Genomic DNA, 21,736 nt, shown 5'->3' with positions numbered 1-21,736 from the left:
AATAACGATGGGGCCTCAAAATCGTTTGGACCGGCTGGCGGTAGCAGCTTCTCAAAAAAGCAGGGAACGGGATTACTGGCTGTCCGCATTATCCGGAGAATATGACAAAAGCGGCTTTCCTGGCGATTATACGCGCGGAACAGGGGTGACGATTGAAGAAACTTCATTTACATTCCCGAAGGAACTGACAGACCGCCTGCTGCAAGTTAGTAACGAATCGGATTCAAAACTTCATGTTGTCCTATCCGCTGTACTCGCCGCCTTGCTGGCCAAAATGTCAAATCGCAGTGAGGTTTCGCTGGGGACTCCGATCTACAAGCAGAAGGAAGAGGCGGAATTCATCAATTCCGTGCTGCCTTTGCGAGCTCAGATCGATCATTCACTTTCGTTCAGGCAGTGTCTTCTTCACATGCAGGATACGATTGTGGCTGCCGTGGATCATCAGAGCTATCCGATGGAGATGGTGGCGGAACAATTGGCGCTTCAGGCGGATGATCCCATCGCGCATCCATTATTCGAGGCGGCCTTGCTGCTGGAGAACATTCATGAAGAGCGTTATTTCCGGAATGTGAAATGGACTACGTTGTTTTCTTTTCATAGGAAAGAAGCGCACATTGGCGGTACGGTTCAATATAACGCGCAGCTCTACCGCAGCGACACAATAAATAAACTTGTCGCGCGTTACATGCTTCTGCTGCGCGAGACACTGGCGAATCCGGATCTTCCGCTGAACCGCATCGACATCCTGCTTCCGGGGGAGAAAGAAAATCTTCTCGGCCAACTGGCTGGCTGCCAAGCAGCATTTCCTGATCGGCAAACCGTTCAGCATTTGTTCGAAGAACAGACGGCACGGACTCCGCATGCGCCAGCCATCGCCGACCGGAAGCGGCAAGTGACGTATCGCGAGCTGAATGAGAAGGCCAATCAGCTAGCCCGGATACTGCGGGCCAAAGGAATCGGGGTGGGCGACATCGTGGGCTTGCTGCTTGCGCCTTCCGCCGACATGATGCTCGGTATGATGGCGGTCCTTAAGGCCGGCGGTGCTTTCCTGCCGATAGACCCGGACTATCCTGACGAGCGCCTCGCGTACATGCTGGAAGATAGTGGCGCGCAAGTCGTGCTGACGCAGCAGGCATTTACCGGCAGAACGACAGGGCGCAAGATGCTGTGTCTGGATGATGAGAAATTGTTTACCGGTGAAACAAGTGATTTGGCATTAGAGAGCTCGGCGGATGATCTGGCTTATGTCATCTATACATCCGGATCTACCGGACGCCCGAAGGGTGTCATGATTGAGCACCGTTCGCTTGTTAACCTGTCGTACTGGCACAATCGCGCTTTTGGTGTAACGACGGCGGACAACAGCATTAAGTATGCCGGTTTCGGATTTGACGCTTCCGTGTGGGAAGTGTTCCCTTATCTGCTTGCAGGGGCTTGCATTCATATCGTACCTTCCGAGATCAGACTGGATGCCAAAAAACTGGATGATTTTTTTAGAGAGAACGGCATTACAATCGCCTTCCTGCCGACACTGATGTGCGAGCAGTTTATGGATTTGCCGGACCGGGAGCAGACACCGCTGCGGATCTTGTTAACGGGCGGCGATCGCTTGAAACGGTATAAGCCGGGCAACTACAAGTTGTTCAACAATTACGGCCCGACTGAAAATACGGTCGTGACTACGTTCACCGAAATTAAGCCGGATACCGGAGGCATTCCGATCGGCCGGCCGATCGACAATGCCAAGGTTTATATATTAGATGCGAATTTCCAGCTGCTTCCACCCGGATTGCCAGGCCAAATCTGTGTTGCGGGTGCAGGTCTGGCACGCGGTTATCTCGGACGACCGGAACTGACCGGAGAAAAGTTCATACCTCATCCGTTCGCTACCGGAGAGCGCTTGTATCTGACGGGCGATCTGGGACGCTGGCTTCAGGACGGAACGCTGGAGTATTTGGGCCGCCAGGATGACCAGGTCAAAGTTCGTGGATACCGCATAGAGCCAGGAGAGATTGAAACTCTGCTGCGAAGAAATGAGGACATCCGCGAAGCTGTTATCCGTATCAGGGAAGATGAGAACGGACAGAACATGGTATGCGCGTATTATACCGGACCGGATCACCTCTCCGCTGCCAAGCTGCGGGATCATCTCTCCGGACAACTGCCCGCTTATATGATTCCGGCCTACTTTGTCCGTCTGGAGCAGCTTCCCGTTACGGCAAACGGCAAATTGGATACGAAAGCATTGCCCGATCCGAAAGCGCATGTTCATACCGGCAAGGAATACGTGGCACCACAAGGTGAAATAGAGAACACGCTGGTCCGGATCTGGGCCGAGGTCCTGGCGGTTAGCGAAGACCGAGTCGGGACAAAGGATACATTTTTCGACCTGGGAGGTAACTCATTCCAGCTGGTGCAGGTGGTCAATATGCTGAAGGAAACCTTCGGGCATGACATTCCAGTACCCGTCATGTTCCAGTACACCACGGTTTCGGCGCTCGGCGGATATTTGCAGAGCATGGAAAAAGGGGAAGCGCCTATGCCCCAAAATATGGCCAATAATGAGGAGATGGATGCGGGATTCGAAACGATGGAGCAGACGATGCTGATTCTGGAGGGGGTGCATGATGACTAATAGCAGACAAACACAAGCGGCCACCGGTCTGGAAATCGCTGTGATCGGAATGGCGGGCCGGTTTCCCGAAGCTCGAAATATAGACGAGTATTGGGATAACCTGAGAAACGGCAGGGAGTCGATTCACTTCTTCTCCGACAGCGAACTTGAGGCCGCAGGTGTCGATCCCGAACTGATTCGCAGCTCCAGATATGTGAGAGCGAAAGGGCTCGTGCCGGATGCGGAATGGTTTGATTCCGATTTTTTCGATTATTCGCCACGCGAGGCTGAAGTCATCGATCCGCAGCTGCGGATTTTCCACGAGTGCGCTTGGGAAGCTTTGGAGAACGCAGGCTACGACACGGAGCAGACAAGCGGAGCCATCGGTCTGTTCGCAGGGGCTTCGTCGAGTATTTACTGGCAGCTTGTGGCCATGCTTTCTCGCAGCGAGAGCACTGCCGAGCAGTTCGCCGCACTGGCTTTGTCGGACAAAGATTTCTTGAGCACGCGAATTTCCCACAAGCTGAATTTAAAAGGAACAAGTGTGAGCGTCGATTCCGCTTGCTCCACCTCGCTTCTGGCCATTCATCTGGCCTGCAGAGCGCTGTTGACGGGCGAATGCAGAATAGCATTGGCCGGCGGAGTTACCGTAACGGTACCCCGGACGGAAGGCTATTTATACGAGGAAGGAATGGTCAGCTCGCCGGACGGCCATTGCCGTGCTTTTGACTCGAGTGCCCAGGGAACCGTCGGCGGCGAAGGGGCGGGTGTCGTTGTGCTTAAACCGCTCAAGCAGGCGTTAGCCGACGGAGACGCGGTTTATGCGGTCATCAAGGGCTCGGCGGCGAACAATGACGGTACGCGCAAAATGGGTTACTCCGCCCCCAGTGTAGAGGGACAGGCGGAGGTTATCCGGGCGGCGCAGCGGATGAGCCGGGTCTCGCCGGAGAGTATCAGCTATATCGAAGCGCACGGTACCGGTACAGCGCTGGGCGATCCGGTCGAGATTGAAGCGCTGAAGCTGGCTTTTCAAACGGACAAAACAGGATTCTGCCGGATCGGATCCGTCAAGACGAACATCGGCCACTTGAATAGCGCTGCCGGGGTTGCGGCGTTCATCAAAACGGTGCTGTCGCTTATGCACAAGCAGCTTCCGCCCAGTTTACATTTCGATAAGCCCAATCCCAAAATCGATTTTGCCAGCAGTCCGTTTGTCGTCAATACGGAGCTCACGAGCTGGACGAACGAGCTTCACCCGCTAAGGGCCGGAGTGAGTTCGTTCGGCATCGGCGGCACTAACGTGCATGTGGTGCTCGAAGAAGCGCCGCCCCAGGCGGAAGGATCCCGGGGGAGAGACTCACAGCTGCTCCTTTTGTCCGCCAAGACGGAATCGGGGCTAGAGCAAGCTACAGCCCGCCTCCGAGAGCATTTGCGCGCTAATCCGGGCCTGTCACTACCCGATGCGGCTTATACACTGCAAATCGGCCGCAGGGCATTCAAACACAGGCGTATGCTCGTAAGTTCTACTGCAGAGGAGACGCTTGCGCTGCTGGACACGTTGGCTCCAGAGCGGGTTTACAGCCGTATTAGCGGCAATGAACAGCCGAGGCTCGTATTTATGTTCCCTGGACAGGGTGCGCAGTATGTCAATATGGGGCTGGATCTGTACAACCATGAGCCGGAATTCCGGGTAGCGGCCGACCGGTGTTTTGACATTATCCGTCCCTTGATGGACGTTGATTTGAAAGAAATGATGTATCCAGGCGATAAGGAAGCGTCCGCTGATCCCTCTGACAGATTGAAGCAGACGGACGTGACACAGCCGGCAATGTTTGTATTCTCTTACGCGCTGGCACATCTGCTGATCAAATGGGGGCTGAAGCCAGCTTCCATGATCGGACACAGTGCCGGAGAATATGTGGCCGCTTGTCTGGCAGGAGTTATGACAGCAGAAGAGGCGCTGGAACTGGTTGTGCTGCGGGGCAAGCTTATGCACAGTCTGCCGGAGGGAGCGATGGTAAGCGTCCCCTTGCCTGAGCAGGAACTCAAGCCGCTCCTAAGCGAAGGTTTATCGCTTGCGGCAGTTAACGGTCCGGCGATGTGCGTCGTATCGGGGCCTCATAAGGCGATAGAGCTTTTGGAAGAAAAGCTGGCCGAGAAGGGGCAGGCAAGTACGCGGCTGCAAACTTCACATGCCTTTCACTCTGCCATGATGGAACCGGCTTTGGAGCCTTTTCGCCAGAAATTGACCGGGATGAAGCTGCAGGCACCCGACATTCCTTATATCTCCAATGTAAGCGGAAGCTGGATTACGAAGGAAGAAACCGTCGATCCCGACTACTGGACCCGGCATTTGCGCGGTACCGTCCGCTTTGGCGACGGTCTCCGCGAGCTGCTGCATGACGATAAGGCCGTGTTTGTGGAGGTCGGTCCCGGTAACACATTAAGCGCATTCGTGCGCCGGCATCCTGATAAGAAAGAGCGGCATGCTGTCATCAATCTTATTCGGCATGTGAAGGAGCAGGTACGCGACGATTATTATTTGCAGCAGCAGGTGGGGCGCCTATGGCTTGAAGGAGCCCGGCCCGATTGGAAGGCATTCCACGCGAACGAAAAGCGCCAGAGAACAGCCTTGCCGTCGTATCCGTTTGAGCGCAGGCGTTATTGGGTTGATCCGCCGTTTGAGACGGATGTTCTCAAGCAAAGTCTTGTTCGCAAGCAGACGAAGCAGCCAAAGCCCCAAAGCGCTGCCGGACTGGTTAAAAAAGATGCCGTTCGAGAGTGGCTGTACACGCCAATCTGGGAACGTTCCCTGTTGAGCGAAGAAGCGGATACGGGTGCCGGTATGAGCGCAGCAAGCTCCTGGCTTGTTTTTGCGCCTGAGCTGGGGATTTGTTCCCGGCTGACTTCGGGCTTAGAGCAAGCCGGTCACCGCATCGTTTCGGTATATCCATCCGATTCGTTTGCCCGGCTGAATGATCAGGAATACCGAATCGATCCCGGGCAACAAGAGCATTATACACGGCTGCTGCAGAATTTGAAGGAAGCCGGCACAATACCGCAGCGCATTGTTCATGCCTGGCTGACTGAGGAGAGCGTACATACCGAGGGATGGACCTCTTCTCACAGCACAAGGGTACTGGAAAAAGGTTATCACAGCCTCATTGCACTGGCTCAGGCGATCGGCACGTGCGTACTGCAGGATGAGCTGCAACTTACGGTCCTAACGTCCAATATGCAAGAGGTGACAGGAGAAGAGCAGCTGCTGCCGGAACAAGCAGCGGTGCTCGGTGCTTGCCTGGTCATTCCGCAGGAATACGGCAACGTGCGCTGCCGAAGCATCGATATTGCAGATTCGGTATGGCAGGAGGATTCGGAACAAAGGCAGCAAGCGCTATTGAACCGGCTGCAAGCCGAATTAGCCGCTTGGTCTGCCGACATTTTCGTCGCGTACCGCGGCCCGAACCGCTGGGTGCAGACATACGTTCCGATTCCGGTTCCTTCCGTTGTCGAAGCGAACTCCGGCCTCAGAGAAGAGGGGGTATACCTAATAACCGGAGGCTTGGGCGGTATAGGAATGACCCTGGCGGAGCATCTGGCGAAGACCGTGAAAGCGAAGCTCGTACTTATTAGTCGTTCGGGGGTAGGGGACGAAGCCGACTGGCGCCGCTGCGCCGGACATACGGCCGACGAAACGAAGGCGATTCAGCTGAAAAAGCTGGAGGAGCTGGAGCTGTATGGGGCTGAGGTCCTTGTCTGCAAAGCAGATGTAAGCAATGAGCAGCAAATGGAGGAGGCCGTAGCCCAGGCTCTCGAACGCTTCGGAGAGATTCACGGCGTCATCCACGCGGCCGGAACGGCCGATGGAGCGCTGATCCAGCGGCGGACTCGCGAGATTGAGGAACGTGCATTGACGGCCAAGGTGAACGGCACGCGTGTTCTCGAGCGAGTGCTGGCGGGAAAGAAGCTGGATTTCCTCGTATTGTGCTCTTCTCTGACCAGTGTGCTCGGCGCTTTGGGTCAAGCGGGGTACTGCGCGGGCAATGCGTTTCTCGACGCTTATGCCTACCGCAAACGCGCGCTGGACGATACGCATGTCGTCGCGATTGATTGGGACGGGTGGCGGACCGTCGGAATGGCCGCGGCGGCTGAACAAGAAGTCGCCATCGCCGCGGCGCAAGCGGGAGTGTCCGCTCAAGGTGCGGACAAGCAGACCCGGATGCTTCCGGAGGAAGGGATCTCTGTTTTCCGGTATGCGCTGGTTTGCGGTCTGCCCCAAGTAACGGTATCGACGACGGATTTGGGTCTGCGGCTGCATGCCGCCCGCACTTCATCCCTGCAATCCCTTGTGGACGGGGACAGGAGCGGAAAATCTCCCGGAACGGTACGTCCCGACGTCAGTACGTCATTTGTGACTTCGGAAGACGAGCTGGAGCAGACTTTAGCTGAGCTTTGGCGGGACTATCTGGGTATTGATAAAGTCGGCCTGCATGATAACTTCTTCGAGCTGGGTGCTACCTCGCTCGATATTATTCAAATGAATTCCAAGCTCCAGCGTTCGCTCCAGCAGGAAGTGTCGGTCGTTGACATGTTCAGCCATCCGACTATTTATTCACTCGCTGCCTTGATGCGAAGAGCGCAAGCGGGAACCGCTCGGCAGGAAGAGACGACAGACCGTACAGAGCTGATAAAAGACGGAAAGCACAGGCTGCAGAAGCGGCTGCAAAAACGGGAAAGAACGTGAAGGAGGTGGCAAGATGAGTGCCGAGAACGAAAAGTACGGAGAAACCGGTTTGGAAATTGCCGTTATCGGAATGGCAGGACGATTTCCGGGTGCGAAGAACCTGGCGGAATTTTGGGGAAACTTACGTGCCGGCAAGGAATCGGTCACTTTTTTTACGGATGAAGAGCTGCAGAAGGCAGGAATTGCACCGGAGATGCTCAAGCATTCCCAGTATGTAAAAGCAAAGGCTCAGATTGAGGACGTCGAATCGTTCGATGCGCCGTTTTTTGATTACACGCCGCGAGAAGCCGAGCTAATCGATCCGCAGTTCCGGCTGTTCCACGAATGTGCCTGGGAGGCGCTTGAGCATGCGGGACATCCTCCCGAATCCGAGGATCAACTAATCGGTGTGTATGCGGGAGCTTCTCCCAACACATATTGGGTTGCAAGCCAAGTTATGAATGCTGCTCATGCGAGCGATCATTTTCAAATTCTGCAATTGAATAATCCTTCGTTTACGACGCGGATTTCGTACAAGCTGAATTTGAAAGGTCCTAGCGTAAGCGTGCAAACCGCTTGCTCCACCTCACTGGTATCCATTCATCTGGCTTGTCAGGGACTGTTGGCCGGCGAATGCGATCTCGCCTTGGCCGGAGGGGTTTCGGTCAATTTGCCGCGCACTACCGGCTATCTGTATCAGGAAGGGATGATCCAGTCTCCCGACGGTCACTGCCGGCCTTTTGACGAAGACGCGAGCGGGACCTTGTTCGGTGACGGAATCGGAATCGTCGTGCTGAAGCGGCTCGCAGACGCCGTTAAGGACGGCGACGTTATTCATGCCGTTATCAAAGGCTCGGCGGTTAACAATGACGGCAGCCGGAAAGTAGGGTACACGGCCCCAAGCACGAACGGCCAGGTGGAAGTTATTCGCGCGGCACACCAGATGGCTGAGGTTGAGCCGGAGAGCATCGGTTATATAGAGGCGCACGGAACCGGAACTGTACTGGGGGACCCGATCGAGGTAGAGGCTTTGCAGACCGCTTTCGCCACGGATAAAAAGGGCTTTTGCAAAATCGGTTCGCTCAAATCCAATATCGGTCATCTGGATGCCGCGGCAGGAGTCGCGGGCTTCATCAAGGCCGTACTGGCGATTAAGCATCAGCAAATCCCGCCGAGTCTTCATTTTTATAAACCGAATCCCAAAATCGATTTTGAAAATTCCCCCTTCAAGGTTAATTCAGAGCTTAGCGATTGGAAAAGAACCGAAGGTCCGCTGAGAGCCGGTGTCAGCTCATTCGGTATCGGGGGTACGAATGCCCACGTCATCTTGGAGGAGGCTCCGATTGGCGCAGGGAGTTCGGCCGGGCGCGATTTGAAGCTGCTTGTGCTCTCAGCCCGGACAGAGGAAGGTTTAGAACGGGCGACTCGCAATCTCGGCGAATTTCTGCGGGCTTGTCCCGAAGCCGACTTGGCCGATGTAGCTTATACACTGCAGACAGGGCGCAAGCGGTTCCGCTGGCGCAGAACATTCGTATGCTCCGGTGTCCGTGAAGCTGTGGAGCGGCTGGATGTTCCCGGCGAAGGCAGCGTGTACACGGGCGAATCGGAACAAGATCAAGCCAAGGTGATTTTCCTCTTCCCGGGGCAGGGTTCGCAATATGTGAATATGGGAGCCGATTTGTACCGCAAGGAGCCTTTATTCCGGACTGAAATGGACCGCTGCTGCGAGATCATTACAGCAGAGGGCGGCGCAGATCCGAGGGATCTGCTGTACCGGGCGGGGAATAGCCCGGCAGCGGCTGACAGGATCAACCAGACGGAAGCGGCGCAGCCGGCACTGTTCGCGTTCGAATATTCGCTCGCGCAGCTCTTGATGTCGTGGGGCATCAAGCCGCACGCAATGATCGGACACAGTATCGGAGAGTACACGGCTGCATGTCTGTCGGGTGTACTACCCCTCAAGGACGCGCTGAAGCTCGTCACGCTGCGCGGCAAGCTCATGCAGAGCCTGCCGGCCGGAGAGATGCTGAGTGTCTCCCTTTCCGAGTCAAGTTTATTAGAGCTTCTTCCCGAGGAACTGGCGCTGGCAGCAGTGAATGGACCTGAGCTATGTGTCGTTTCCGGCCCGCATGCGGCAATCGCTTCTTTTGAAGCCAGACTTACAGGGCCGCAGGTGGGGCACCGAAAGCTTCATACGTCGCATGCGTTTCATTCGGCCATGATGGAGCCGATATTGGAACAGTATGCGGACAAAGTTAAGCAAGTAGTCCTATCCGCCCCGTCAATCCCGTATGTGTCCAATGTGACGGGTACATGGATAACGCCCGAAGACTCCGCTGATCCCGCATATTGGACGCGGCATTTACGGGAAACGGTGCGGTTTTCAAGCGGGGCGGCCGAGCTGCTTAAGGAAAAGCAGGCCGTTTTCCTAGAAATCGGGCCCGGAAATGTTCTCAGCAGCTTTATCCGCAAACAACAGGAGCCCGATACGGCGCGGGAGCATGAGGTGCTCCATCTCGTCCGTCATCCGCAGGTGCAAACCGCGGACGATGCTTTCTTACTAGAGAAGATAGGCAAACTGTGGATTGCGGGCGTGCGGATTGATTGGAAAGAGTATTACGACTCGGAACGCCGCCGCAGAGTTGCTCTGCCGACCTATCCGTTCGAACGCCAGCGTTACTCTGTAGAGGGCACACAAATTTCATTGGGTAGCGTGCACGAGGCAGCGGGTTTGCGGAGACCGAGCCGTCCAGAAACGGAGACAGGGAACGAAGCCGTTAAACAACCGCCAGAAGCTGCCCGATTGTTGCCCGCTTCAGCTATTGAGCAGACCGTTACTGAGCTCATCCAGAGTCATTTTGGATTTGCGCATCTTGGGATAAATGACAACTTTTTTGAAATCGGGGCAAGCTCGCTCGATATTTCCCAGCTGGCTGACAAGCTAGCGGGAGTGCTGGGCAGGGAAGTGCCCGTGGTTACCTTATATTCCTACCCTTCCGTCCGCACCCTGGCTGCTTACTTGCGTGAGAACGGGCAGGAAAGGTCTGTATCCGCTGAGGCAGCGGTTGAAGGGGACAGAGACCGCCGGAATGTCGTTACCGAGGGAATGGCGCGGTCCGAGCGGATGAGGACAATTTCCGTCCGGGAAAGAGATCTGCGGAGAAGTGGTGAACAAGCAGGGAGTGAAGCCGCCGGGGAGAATGGACTTGAGATTGCGGTCATAGGTATGTCGGCCAGATTCCCGGGTGCGGACAGCATCGGCCAGTTCTGGCGCAATTTGCGCGATGGCGTAGAATCGATTACGTTCTACACGGACGAGGAGTTGGTGCAGGCAGGTATTGACCCGCAGCTTGTATCCCATCCCTCCTATGTAAAAGCCAAAGGCGCTTTGAACGGGATCGATCAGTTCGACGCTGCGTTTTTCGGATATTCACCGCGGGAAGCGCAGTTAATGGACCCGCAGCTGCGGCTGTTCCACGAATGCGCCTGGGAGGCGATCGAATCTGCCGCCTACAATCCCGATACCTATCCGGGACTTATCGGCGTCTATGCGGGGGCGACTCCGAACCTGGAGTGGGTTTCACGCTTTGCGGCTGCTTTGGGCGGAACGGAACGATTCAGCGCCATGCTTCTTAACGACAGGGAATTTTTCAGTACCCAGTTGTCTTATAAACTCAATCTCCGGGGACCCAGTATTTCTATGCAGACCGCCTGCTCCACTTCCCTGGTCAATATCGTTCTAGCCTCGCAAGGGTTATTGGCGGGCGCGTGCGACATCGCGCTGGCCGGCGGCTCTACTGTCAGCGTTCCCGATAAGTCCGGCTATCTGTATGAAGACGGCATGATTCAGTCTCCGGACGGGCATTGCCGGGCCTTCGACGAGCAGGCGGCCGGAACTGTCTTCGGAGACGGCGTCGGCGTCGTTATCTTGAAACGGCTTAGTGACGCCATCGAAGATGGAGATGTTATTCACGCCGTCATCAAGGGCTTTGGCTTGAACAATGACGGTACCCGCAAGGTAGGCTTTACCGCCCCGAGTACCAAGGGACAAGCCGAGGTAATCCGTGCGGCACACCGGATGTCGGATGTGGAGCCGGAAAGTATCACGTACGTAGAAGCGCACGGAACAGGCACAAGCATGGGGGATCCGATTGAGATCGAAGCGTTGAAGGAAGCCTTTGGCACCGAAAAGACGGGATTTTGCCGAATCGGATCAGTTAAGACGAACGTCGGTCACCTCAACAGCGCTGCCGGTGCAGCGGGATTCATCAAAACGGTGCTGGCCCTGAAAGAGAAGCAGATCCCGCCGAGTCTGCATTTTGAACAGGGAAACCCGAATATTGATTTCGCTAACAGCCCGTTCATCGTTAATACGGAACTGGTGCCTTGGGAAAGCAGCGGGTATCCCCTGCGCTCCGGAGTCAGCTCGTTCGGCATCGGCGGCACGAATGCGCACGTTATTCTGGAGGAAGCCCCCCCAAGAGAGGCGTCGGACAAAGGCCGGATGGAAAAATTGCTGCTCTTGTCGGCAAGAACGCCCACCGCCTTGACAGAGGCGAAGTTGAGACTGGCTGCGTTTTTGACAGAGCATCCGCAGGTCAATCTGGCAGATGCGGCGTATACGCTGCAAGCAGGCAGGAAGGCTTTTGAATGGAGAGCCGCATTCGTGTGCAAGGATGCGGAAGAAGCGGCCGCCATATTGGCATCGGCCGGGTCCGATAAAATTGCCGAAAGCCAAACGGAGGCGCAAACACGCTCTGTCGTATTCATGTTCCCCGGCCAGGGTTCGCAATATATTGGCATGGGACGGGAGCTCTATCTCAACGAACCTGAATTCCAGGAGGAACTTGATCACTGCTTCAAGCTCATTGAACCCTATATGCAGGTTGACTTAAAGGCTTTACTGTATGCTAACGAACCGGACCCAGTGCGGGAGGATCTCCTGGCGCGGACGGATATCGCACAGCCTGTGCTTTTTATGGTCGAGTATGCGCTTGCCAAGCTGCTTATGCGATGGGGCATCCGGCCGGAAGCAATGCTGGGCCATAGCATCGGCGAATATGTGGCAGCGTGTCTGGCGGGTGTATTCACGCTGGAAGATGCGCTTCAGCTCGTAGCGCTTCGCGGCCGGCTTATGCAGGGACTTCCGCAGGGATCTATGCTCAGCGTGGCGATGCCTGAAGCGGAACTGCGCGCTCTGCTGCCTGACCATCTTGCGCTGGCGGCAGTCAACAGCTTCTCCTTGTGCGTCGTATCTGGCACATCGGAGGATATCCATGCATTCTCACAGCTGCTGGAGGACAAAGGCTGTGCCTGCCGTCTTCTTCACACATCTCATGCCTTCCATTCTCATATGATGGATCCGATACTGGCGGTATTCACGGACAAAGTGCGGTCGATCCAGCTGCATGAGCCGCTACTACCCTTTATTTCCAATGTGTCCGGCACTTGGATCACACCGGAGGAAGCTGTGGATGCGGAGTATTGGGCCAGGCATTTGCGATCGACCGTGCGGTTTGCGGACGGGCTTGCGGAACTGTTGAGTAACCCCCGCTCTGTATTTATAGAAGCGGGCCCCGGCAATTCGCTCAGCACGTTCGCGCGTAAGCATGAAGCCGGTTCACGTGACCGGGTTGTTGTCAATATGCTGAGACATCCTCAGGAATCTGTTTCTGATACCGAGCACCTGTTGAACAAAATCGGACGCCTCTGGCTGGCAGGTATCAACATCGATTGGACGGGCTATTACGCCCATGAGCGGCGCAGACGCATCGAACTGCCTACCTATCCGATGGAGCGCCAGCGCTATTGGCTCGATGAGGAACAGCAATCGTTACCGGGAGCACGTCCTTCCGCAGCCCGAAAAAGCGGTAAAAACCCGAACATGGCGGATTGGTTCTATTATCCTTCCTGGGAACGGGCCCTGTTGGAGGAGCAACCGGAAGAAAGGCAGGAGAACGGGCACAACTGGCTCGTATTTACGGATGATTGCGGCATTGCGGACGAATTGGCCGCAAGTGTTCAAAGCGGGGGAGAACGTGTTGCGATCGTTAAGGCGGGTGACACGTTCAGCTCGCATGAGAATGGAGCGTTCACGCTTGTCCCGGGCTCTGCAGAGCACTACGTCCGGCTCCTGGATGAGCTGCAGACGCGGGATTTTGTTCCCGGCAGAGTCGCTCACCTATGGAATGTTTCTTCATCCGCGAAGGAAGAAGAGGAAGGTGAATTCTCCGATACCGCACAAGCGGCCCTGCGGCGGCAGCAAGAAGAAGGATATTACAGCCTGATCTATCTGGCTCAGGCGCTGCGCAAGCATAAGGAAGCAGAGGACGTCCGCATAGCAGTTGTGTCTTCAGGGATGCAGGAGGTAACGGGGATGGAGCGGCTGTCTCCGGGTAAAATGACGCTGCTCGGCCCGTGTATGGTCATTCAGCAGGAATACAGCGGAATATCATGTGTGAGCATAGATATCGATGTACAGCAAGAGGCAAAACACAAACGGCGAATCGCCGACAGTATTATCGGGGAATTAGCGGCTCCGTCCCCGGATATGCTCATCGCCTATCGGGCTAATTACCGCTGGGTCCAGAACTTCAAGCCGGTAGGACTGCGACAGGCGGATACCCAGGCGGCTCCATTTCGGCAGCAGGGTGTGTATCTGATTACGGGAGGGCTCGGAGGAATCGGGATGCTGACGGCAGAGTTCCTGGCGCGGAATTACGGCGCACGGCTCATTCTTACCGGGCGTTCAAGTTTTCCCGACAGGGAGGACTATATGAGCTGCCTTGCCGAACATGGAGAGGAGCATCCGCTCGCCCGAAAAATCAGGCGTGTGCTGCAATTGGAAGAACTGGGCGCTGAGGTAACCTATTTGCAGGCTGACTTGTCCAATGAAGAACAGATGAACCGTGTATTCAAGTTCATTGACTGTGAGTATGGCCGCCTCCATGGGGTCTTCCAGGCGGCGGGTCTTCCAGGCGGCGAATCTTTCCGCGCAATCGAGAATATCAGTGGTGACCAGTCCGATGAGCAGTTCCGCGCCAAGGTTCAGGGTTTGCAGACGCTGGGCAGGCTTATTGCCGACAGGGGGGCGGAGATATGCGTCCTGTTCTCCTCTATTGCCAGCATACTCGGAGGACTCGGATTCAGCGCCTACTCGGCCGCGAATTTATATATGGATGCCTTTGCCCGCAAACAGAACCGGGCAGGCGATACGAAGTGGTTGTGCGTCAATTGGGACGCGTGGGAATTCTGGGAAGAGCACCGCTCAACGATCGGAGAGTCGCTTGTCGAATTGGCGATAACGCCTGCCGAAGCGCCTGATTTGTTCCGGTACGTCTACAGCCCATGCGGCAGCAATCAAATTATTGTCTCTACCGGTGATCTTCAGAAGCGGATCGATCAATGGATTCGGCGCGCAGGCAAGCAAGAAGACACTCATTTGGCAGGCAGTGCTTCATTCAGCAGGCCGAACCTAACCACACCTTATGCGGCACCCCGTAATCGGGTCGAAAAAGCGATAGCCGACGTGTGGAAACAATTTTTCCGTATTGACGAGGTCGGTATCCACGATAATTTCTTCGATTTGGGAGCAAGTTCGCTGGATATGATTCAGGTGACCGCCAAATTAAATGAAGCGTTGGATGAGAGTATTGCCGTGGTTGATATGTTCACCTATCCAAGCATTCATGCGCTTGCTCAGCGCCTTACTCCTAGCGAAGAAGACGAGGCGGAGGAGGCGGAGATGGAAAATCAAATGATCGACTCCGCCGCAAAAGGAAGAAAGCGGCAGCAGCAGCAAAAAGAAAAAAGACGCAAAGGAGAGGTCTTGCTATGAGCATATCGAACGGTAGCGAGTATAACGGATCGGAAATTGCCGTAATCGGCATGTCGGGCAGATTTCCGGGAGCCAGAAACTTGCGGGAATATTGGAATAATCTCTGCAGCGGCAAGGAGAGTATCTCTTTTTTCAGTGACGAAGAGCTGCTGAAGGAAGGCATTGATGTGTCGGCGGTGACTCACCCCAATTATGTGAAGGCCAAGGGAGTACTCGATGATCTCGAGTACTTCGATCCCGAATTCTTCGACTATACGCCTCGCGAAGCGGAGCTAATGGATCCCCAGTTCCGTCTTATGCACGAATGCTCCTGGGAAGCGCTTGAACAAGCGGGGTATGATCCCCGAACCTATAGAGGTTCGATCGGGTTATATGCAGGCGCGGCTTTCAACTCCAACTGGTTCATGCGCGCGTTCAAAGGGCTGGGGACAGCGGAGGAATCCGCCACCCTGGAGACGGCTATGCTGAATTTGCGCGATTATATGGCCACGCTTGTTTCTTACAAGCTGAATATGAAGGGACCGAGCTTTACGGTGCAGACAGCTTGTTCCACTTCGCTCGTTGCCATTCATCTCGCCTGTCAAAGTCTGCTTAGCGGAGAGTGCAGCATGGCGCTGGCCGGTGGGGTGTCGATACAACTGCCTAAAAAAGCCGGTTATTTCTATCAGGAAGGAATGATTAATTCCCCTGACGGTCACTGCCGGGCCTTCGATGAGAAAGGGGCCGGTACCGTATTCGGTGAAGGCGCCGGCATTGTCGTCCTGAAACCGCTGGAGGATGCGCTTGCGGAAGGCGACCATATATACGCTGTAATTAAAGGTTCAGCGATCAATAACGACGGCAGCCGGAAAGTTGGTTATACCGCTCCAAGTACATCAGGCCAGGCGTCCGTAATCCGTGCCGCTCATCATATAGCTGAAGTGGAGCCGGAAAGCATCTCCTATATCGAAGCGCATGGTACAGGCACTACACTTGGCGATCCGATCGAAATCGAAGCGTTGAAAACCGCTTTTCAAACGGACAAGAAGAGATACTGCGGTATCGGCTCGGTTAAATCCAACATCGGGCATCTAAATAATGCAGCAGGAGTAGCCGGATTCATTAAGACCGTGCTCGCGCTGGCTCACAAGCAGTTGCCCCCTACACTTCATTATGAACGGCCGAATCCCAAAATTGATTTTGAGAACAGTCCGTTCTATGTAAATGACCGGTTGCAAGACTGGTCCAACGATTCTTTCCCGCTTCGGGCAGGCATCAGTTCTTTTGGCATCGGCGGCACGAATGCCCACATTGTCCTGGAAGAAGCGCCGCCAGCTTCCGCTTCCTCTACGGGCAGGTCAGCGCAGCTTATCTCCCTGTCGGCCAAGACGGAAGCGTCGCTCGACAAATTGACGGAGCGGATCGCACTGCATTTGCAGGAGCATCCCGATGTATGCCTAGCCGATATGGCGTATACGCTCCATGAAGGAAGAGCGGCTTTTCCGCATCGCAGGACGCTTGTCTGCGGCAATGCGGATGAAGCGGCAGGGCTGCTGGCTCAGTCTGGATCGTCCGATGTTCAAAGCGGCTTTGCCGCAGCCGATGCACCGCCGGTCGTATTCATGTTTTCCGGCCAAGGCTCGCAGTACACCGGAATGGGCAGGGAACTGTATGAACGGGAGCCGGTGTTCCGGGAGGAGGCGGACCGCTGCTTTGAGCTGATGCCAGATGAGATCCGCCATGAAGTGAAGCGGGTTCTGTATCCTTCCACCGAAGAGTCGGATTCATCTCTTATTAACCGGACGGACATTGCCCAGCCGGTCCTGTTTACGGTCGAATATGCACTTGCCAGGCTCCTTATGCAATGGGGAGTGCAGCCGCAAGCGATGATCGGGCACAGCATCGGCGAATACGTCGCCGCATGTCTGGCAGGCGTCTTCTCATTGGAGCATGCAATCCGGCTCGTTACTCTGCGCGGTCAATTGATGCAGAGTCTGCCTAGCGGTGACATGCTGAGCGTCCCGCTGACGGAGCAGGAAATCCTTCCGCTGTTGTCCGGCGGCATATCGCTGGCTGCGGTAAATGCTCCTTCCATGTGCGTTGTTTCAGGCCCTTCCGAAGCGATTGAGTCATTGGCCACTTCCTTGGAAGCGAAAGGAATCGAATGCCGTCGTCTTCACACGTCACACGCATTCCATTCCGCCATGATGGAACCGATTCTGGAACCATATGAGCGCGAGGTAGGCAAGCTTGTGCTGAGCGCACCGCAGGTGCCTTTCATCTCCAACGTCACGGGGACCTGGATTCAGGATGAGCAGGCGATCGATCCTGCATACTGGGCACAGCACCTGCGCGGTACCGTACGTTTCTCAGACGGACTCAGCACCCTGCTGCTAGAGATGGACGCTGTGTTTGTAGAGGTTGGCGGCGGCAATGCTCTGACCGCATTTGCGAAGAGCCATAATGAATTCTCCAAGAGCCCGGCCAAGGCCAAGAAAGAGCTTCTTATTGTGAACCTGATCCGTCACCCGAAGCAGAATACGTCTGATATCGCTCACCTGCTGCTTCAAGTGGGACGCTTATGGAATGCCGGGATAAAAATAAACTGGACCCGATTCTATGGGGAAGAAAAAAGAAACCGGATTCCACTTCCGACTTATCCGTTTGACCGCCGCCGTTACTGGCTCGATGAGGAAGGAATCCAGATCGTCCACTCCGGCTCATCGGGGGAGAGAGCAGAACCCAGTGCCCTAACGGAGCGGCATGACCAGGCAGAGACGCCGAGAGGGTTGTCGGAACCAAGGAGCCCACTGGAAGAGACGCTAACCGGCATATGGCGCAATCTGTTCGGCCTGGAGGAAATCGGGGTTCACGAGGATTTCTTCGAGATAGGCGGTCATTCTTTGAAAGCGACCAGTCTGGTTACCAAGATTCACAAGGAACTTGATGTGGAACTGACTTTGTCGGATATATTCAATATGCCGACGATAAGCGCGCTTGCCCGTCATATCGGGCAAATGGCTACGAATAAATATTTAGCGATCGAACCGGCAGAGAGCAAACCTTACTACCGGTTGTCCTCTGCACAGAAGCGCACGTTCCTCATCCATCAGCAAATCGGCTCGGTGACCACTTATAACATGCCGATGGCGTTGTGGGTACACGGGAAAGCGGAAGCGGATCGTTTTGAGCAGGCTTTCATTAAATTGATTCACCGCCATGAGAACATGCGAACCTCGTTTCATATGGTAGACGGAGAACCGGTTCAGCGTATCCATGAGAGTTTCACGTTTACCGTTGAACGCCTGGAAGCGGACGAAGACGACTTGAAAAAAATCATGCGCAAGTTTATCAGGCCGTTCGACCTGGGCCAAGCCCCGCTAATTCGCGCCGCTTTTGTCAGAATAGAGCCCGAGAAACATGTGCTGTTCATGGATATGCACAATATAGTTTCGGACGGCGCTTCAATGAATGTGTTTATCAAAGAATTCAGCGATCTGTATGCCGGGAAAGAACTTCCTCCTCTGCGCATTCAATATAAAGACTTCGCGGAATGGCAGCACCGCCTGTTGAGCGGCGACGTTATTCGGAAGCAAGAGGAATATTGGATGAACCAGTTCCGGCACAACATCCCCGTGCTGAACATGCCGTATGACTTCAAGAGGCCTGAATTCCAGTCCTTTGTCGGCAGAGCGCACAAGATCAGCCTGTCCAAGGAAACCGCAGACCGGTTGAACGCTTTGGCGAAATCGCAAAATGTCACGATTAACGTGCTTTTGTTTCATTTATATACGATTGTACTGCATCAATATACCGGCCAGCACGACCTTACAGTCGGCTCATTGGTGGCAGGCAGGCGGCATGCAGACGTGGAGCCTTTAATAGGGATGTTCACGAACTTCCTGCCGATCCGGGTCCGTTTTCAGGACCGGCTCAGTTTTCTCGACCAACTGCTTATTCTGAATGACACGATGATGAACGCCTATGAGAATCAAGACTTCCCGTTCGACCGGATGGTCGAGAAGCTGTCGGCGAAATTACCGCGCGGACGTAATCCTCTGTTCGATACCATGATGATTTTTCACAATGAATTTGATGGAGAGACCGTACTTACCGCCGAGGGACTTACCTTCGAGAATTTTGAGATTACGAAAGGAATATCCAAGCTCGATTTCAAACTCGATATCGGCTACGCGGATAATGGCGGACTGCTCTGTGTCATGCAGTATAATACCGCTTTGTTCGCCGAAGGTGCCATGGCAGGGCTCATGGGGCATTTTACGGATCTGATTGAACTGGCGCTGGACAATCCGGCTATCGAATTGAGAGAAGTCCGGCTGCTTACCGATGAGCAGGAGGCCGAAGCGGCGGCCAAACGAAGCAGCTCGCTGCCGGAGCGTGTTATTAACGTAACGGCCGTCTCTACTTTTACTGCGGATCCGATCCGCCCTTATGTCAGTTGGTGGGGAGAGCAATTCGGAGCCCGCGTGGACATTCTTTTTGCACCGTATCAACAAGTGTTTCAAGAGCTTTTGAAACCGGACAGCTCCTTCTCGTCCGAAGAGGCTGCGGGACTGCTGCTCATCCGCTTTGAAGATTGGCTGCGGGATGACCGTTCTTCGGAGGCCGAGCAGATTAAAAAGCTGGAGAGGGCGCTTGCCGATCTGCTGGAGGCATTATCTGCAGGCCAAAAGCCGAACCCGCTACTGGCAGGAGTGTTCCCCGTGTCAGCTGCATTGGAAGTCTCACCAGTTATGGAGAGTTACCTGGAAGAGCTCGGGAATCGCTGGAAGCGCGAATTGAAGCGGCTTGACCATGTTCACGTTATCGATTTCAGAGAGATTGGCTCAATATTTGGCATTGAACACATACACGATTCCACCGCCGATCAAGCTGCGCACATGCCGTTCACGCCGGAAACTTATGCGGCTATCGGAACCCTTACGGCGCGCAGGCTGCTCGCTTGGCAAGGACATCCGTTCAAGGTTATTGCAGTGGATTGCGACAACACACTCTGGCGCGGAGTGTGCGGGGAGGATGGGGTTGCAGGGATAACGGCTTCCGATTCTTATCTTGAGTTCCAGCGTTATCTGCTTGCCAAGCAGCAAGAAGGTATGCTTCTGGTGTTGGTCAGTAAGAACAATGAAGCAGATGTGTGGGAGGTGCTGGACAATCACCCGGACATGCTGCTTAGAAAAGAGCACTTTGCAGGAACGCGGATCAATTGGAGCTCAAAATCCGAAAACTTACGCTCATTAGCGGAAGAACTGCGATTAGGATTGGACAGCTTCATCTTTATCGATGACAGTTCGCTGGAATGCTCCGAGGTGCAGTTAAATTGTCCGGAAGTTCTTACGCTCCAGCTCCCTGGAGAGCGGCAAATCCCGGCATTCCTGGAACATGTCTGGGCAACGGACCGCCTGCGCGTCACAGAAGAGGATAAACGGAGAACCGAAATGTATGTCTCTGAGCGCAAACGCAGACAAGTTAAATCTTCGGCTTCCTCGCTGCAGGCTTTTCTCAATGAATTAGAGCTTAGAATGGGCATTTACGAAGCGACCGCCGTACAACAGCCACGCATAGCCCAGCTTATGCAGCGCACCAATCAGTTCACGCTGAACGCCAGTATAACGGCAGAGAGCGAACTGGAAGCCATGCGTGCTGAACCGGATACGAAATGCTGGGCGATTGAAGCCTCAGACCGGTTCGGCCATTACGGACTGTCAGGAACGGTTATTACGCGAATTGAGCAGAACATTGTTCATCTCGATGCCTTCCTGTTAAGCTGCCGCATTCTCGGAAGAGGAATCGAGTCGGCCGTAATCAGCTCCTTGAAGGCTTATTGTCTGGAACGGAAGGCCGAATATATAGAGGCGGTATGCACAATTACCGGGAAAAATGAGCCGCTGCTCGACTTTTTGAGAACGGGCCCGTGGAGCATCATGGAGGAGTCCGATCGCAGAGTGCGTTTCCGGCTTGCAGTCAAGGATATCCCTGATTCCATCCAGCATATAGAAATCCTTAACGAACCTCTGCCAGAGGCAGTACAGCCTCAGCCTCAGCTCTCCGGCAGGGAAATTCAAGGAGAGACCGACATCACCGACGGGGCGGTTCGAAGTTTAGAAGATTCGGACTGGGACGCGGCCGTCAGCGGACGTGAAAATCAGCAGCATCGCCATCAACTGCTCCCGCTGCAGTATTCTAACGCACCCAGACTGCTTCAGATTCCGGTGCGGGAGATAGAAGAGAGTGCGGCTCTGAGAGCTCCGTACCGTGCTCCGTCTAATGAGACAGAGGCAGCCTTGGTGCAGATTTGGGAACGTGTGCTCGGGATTGGCGGCATCGGAATTGATGATGATTTTTTCCGATTAGGCGGAACGTCCCTTCATGCTGTCCGGGTTGAGGTCGAAATGGAGAAGCAAGGTTTATCGGCAGAAGGACAGCAATTATTCAAATATCGTACGATTCATCAATTAAGTCCGTTCATTCGAATCTCTGTCATGGAATGATAGAAGGCAGCATTATACAAGCAAGGCATCATGGGACAAGGGTGATCTCCTGTCTTAGGATGCCTTGCTTTTTT

At 54.6% G+C, this 21,736-nt stretch carries 4 protein-coding genes; all 4 read left to right on the top strand.

The features are described from left to right. The first annotated feature begins 7 nt into the window (after nt 1–7). Genes EDM21_RS02070 through EDM21_RS02055 form a run of 4 tightly spaced genes read left to right on the top strand, consistent with a single transcriptional unit; the run spans nt 8 to nt 21,662 of the window. Nucleotides 8–2,635 carry a non-ribosomal peptide synthetase gene (locus EDM21_RS02070; RefSeq protein WP_235917975.1) on the top strand — a complete coding sequence of 876 codons (2,628 nt, stop codon included), beginning with the start codon at nt 8–10 and terminating at the stop codon, nt 2,633–2,635. After that, complete coding sequence (locus tag EDM21_RS02065; RefSeq protein WP_235917974.1) at nt 2,625–7,358, top strand: type I polyketide synthase; 4,734 nt, start codon at nt 2,625–2,627, stop codon at nt 7,356–7,358. Before EDM21_RS02070 ends, EDM21_RS02065 begins: the two co-directional genes overlap by 11 nt. A gap of 13 nt (nt 7,359–7,371) precedes the next feature. Then, nucleotides 7,372–15,174 carry a type I polyketide synthase gene (locus EDM21_RS02060; RefSeq protein WP_157332444.1) on the top strand — a complete coding sequence of 2,601 codons (7,803 nt, stop codon included), beginning with the start codon at nt 7,372–7,374 and terminating at the stop codon, nt 15,172–15,174. Continuing rightward, nucleotides 15,171–21,662 (top strand): type I polyketide synthase, encoded by a 6,492-nt coding sequence (locus EDM21_RS02055; RefSeq protein ID WP_157332442.1) that lies wholly within the window; start codon nt 15,171–15,173, stop codon nt 21,660–21,662. Before EDM21_RS02060 ends, EDM21_RS02055 begins: the two co-directional genes overlap by 4 nt. Nucleotides 21,663–21,736: the final 74 nt, after the last annotated feature.

It is taken from the genome of Paenibacillus lutrae, assembly GCF_009757775.1.
GTDB lineage: Bacteria > Bacillota > Bacilli > Paenibacillales > NBRC-103111 > Paenibacillus_F > Paenibacillus_F lutrae.
The sequence above is the reverse complement of the archived record's forward strand: the minus strand, read 5'-3'. Positions and strand labels throughout refer to the sequence as shown.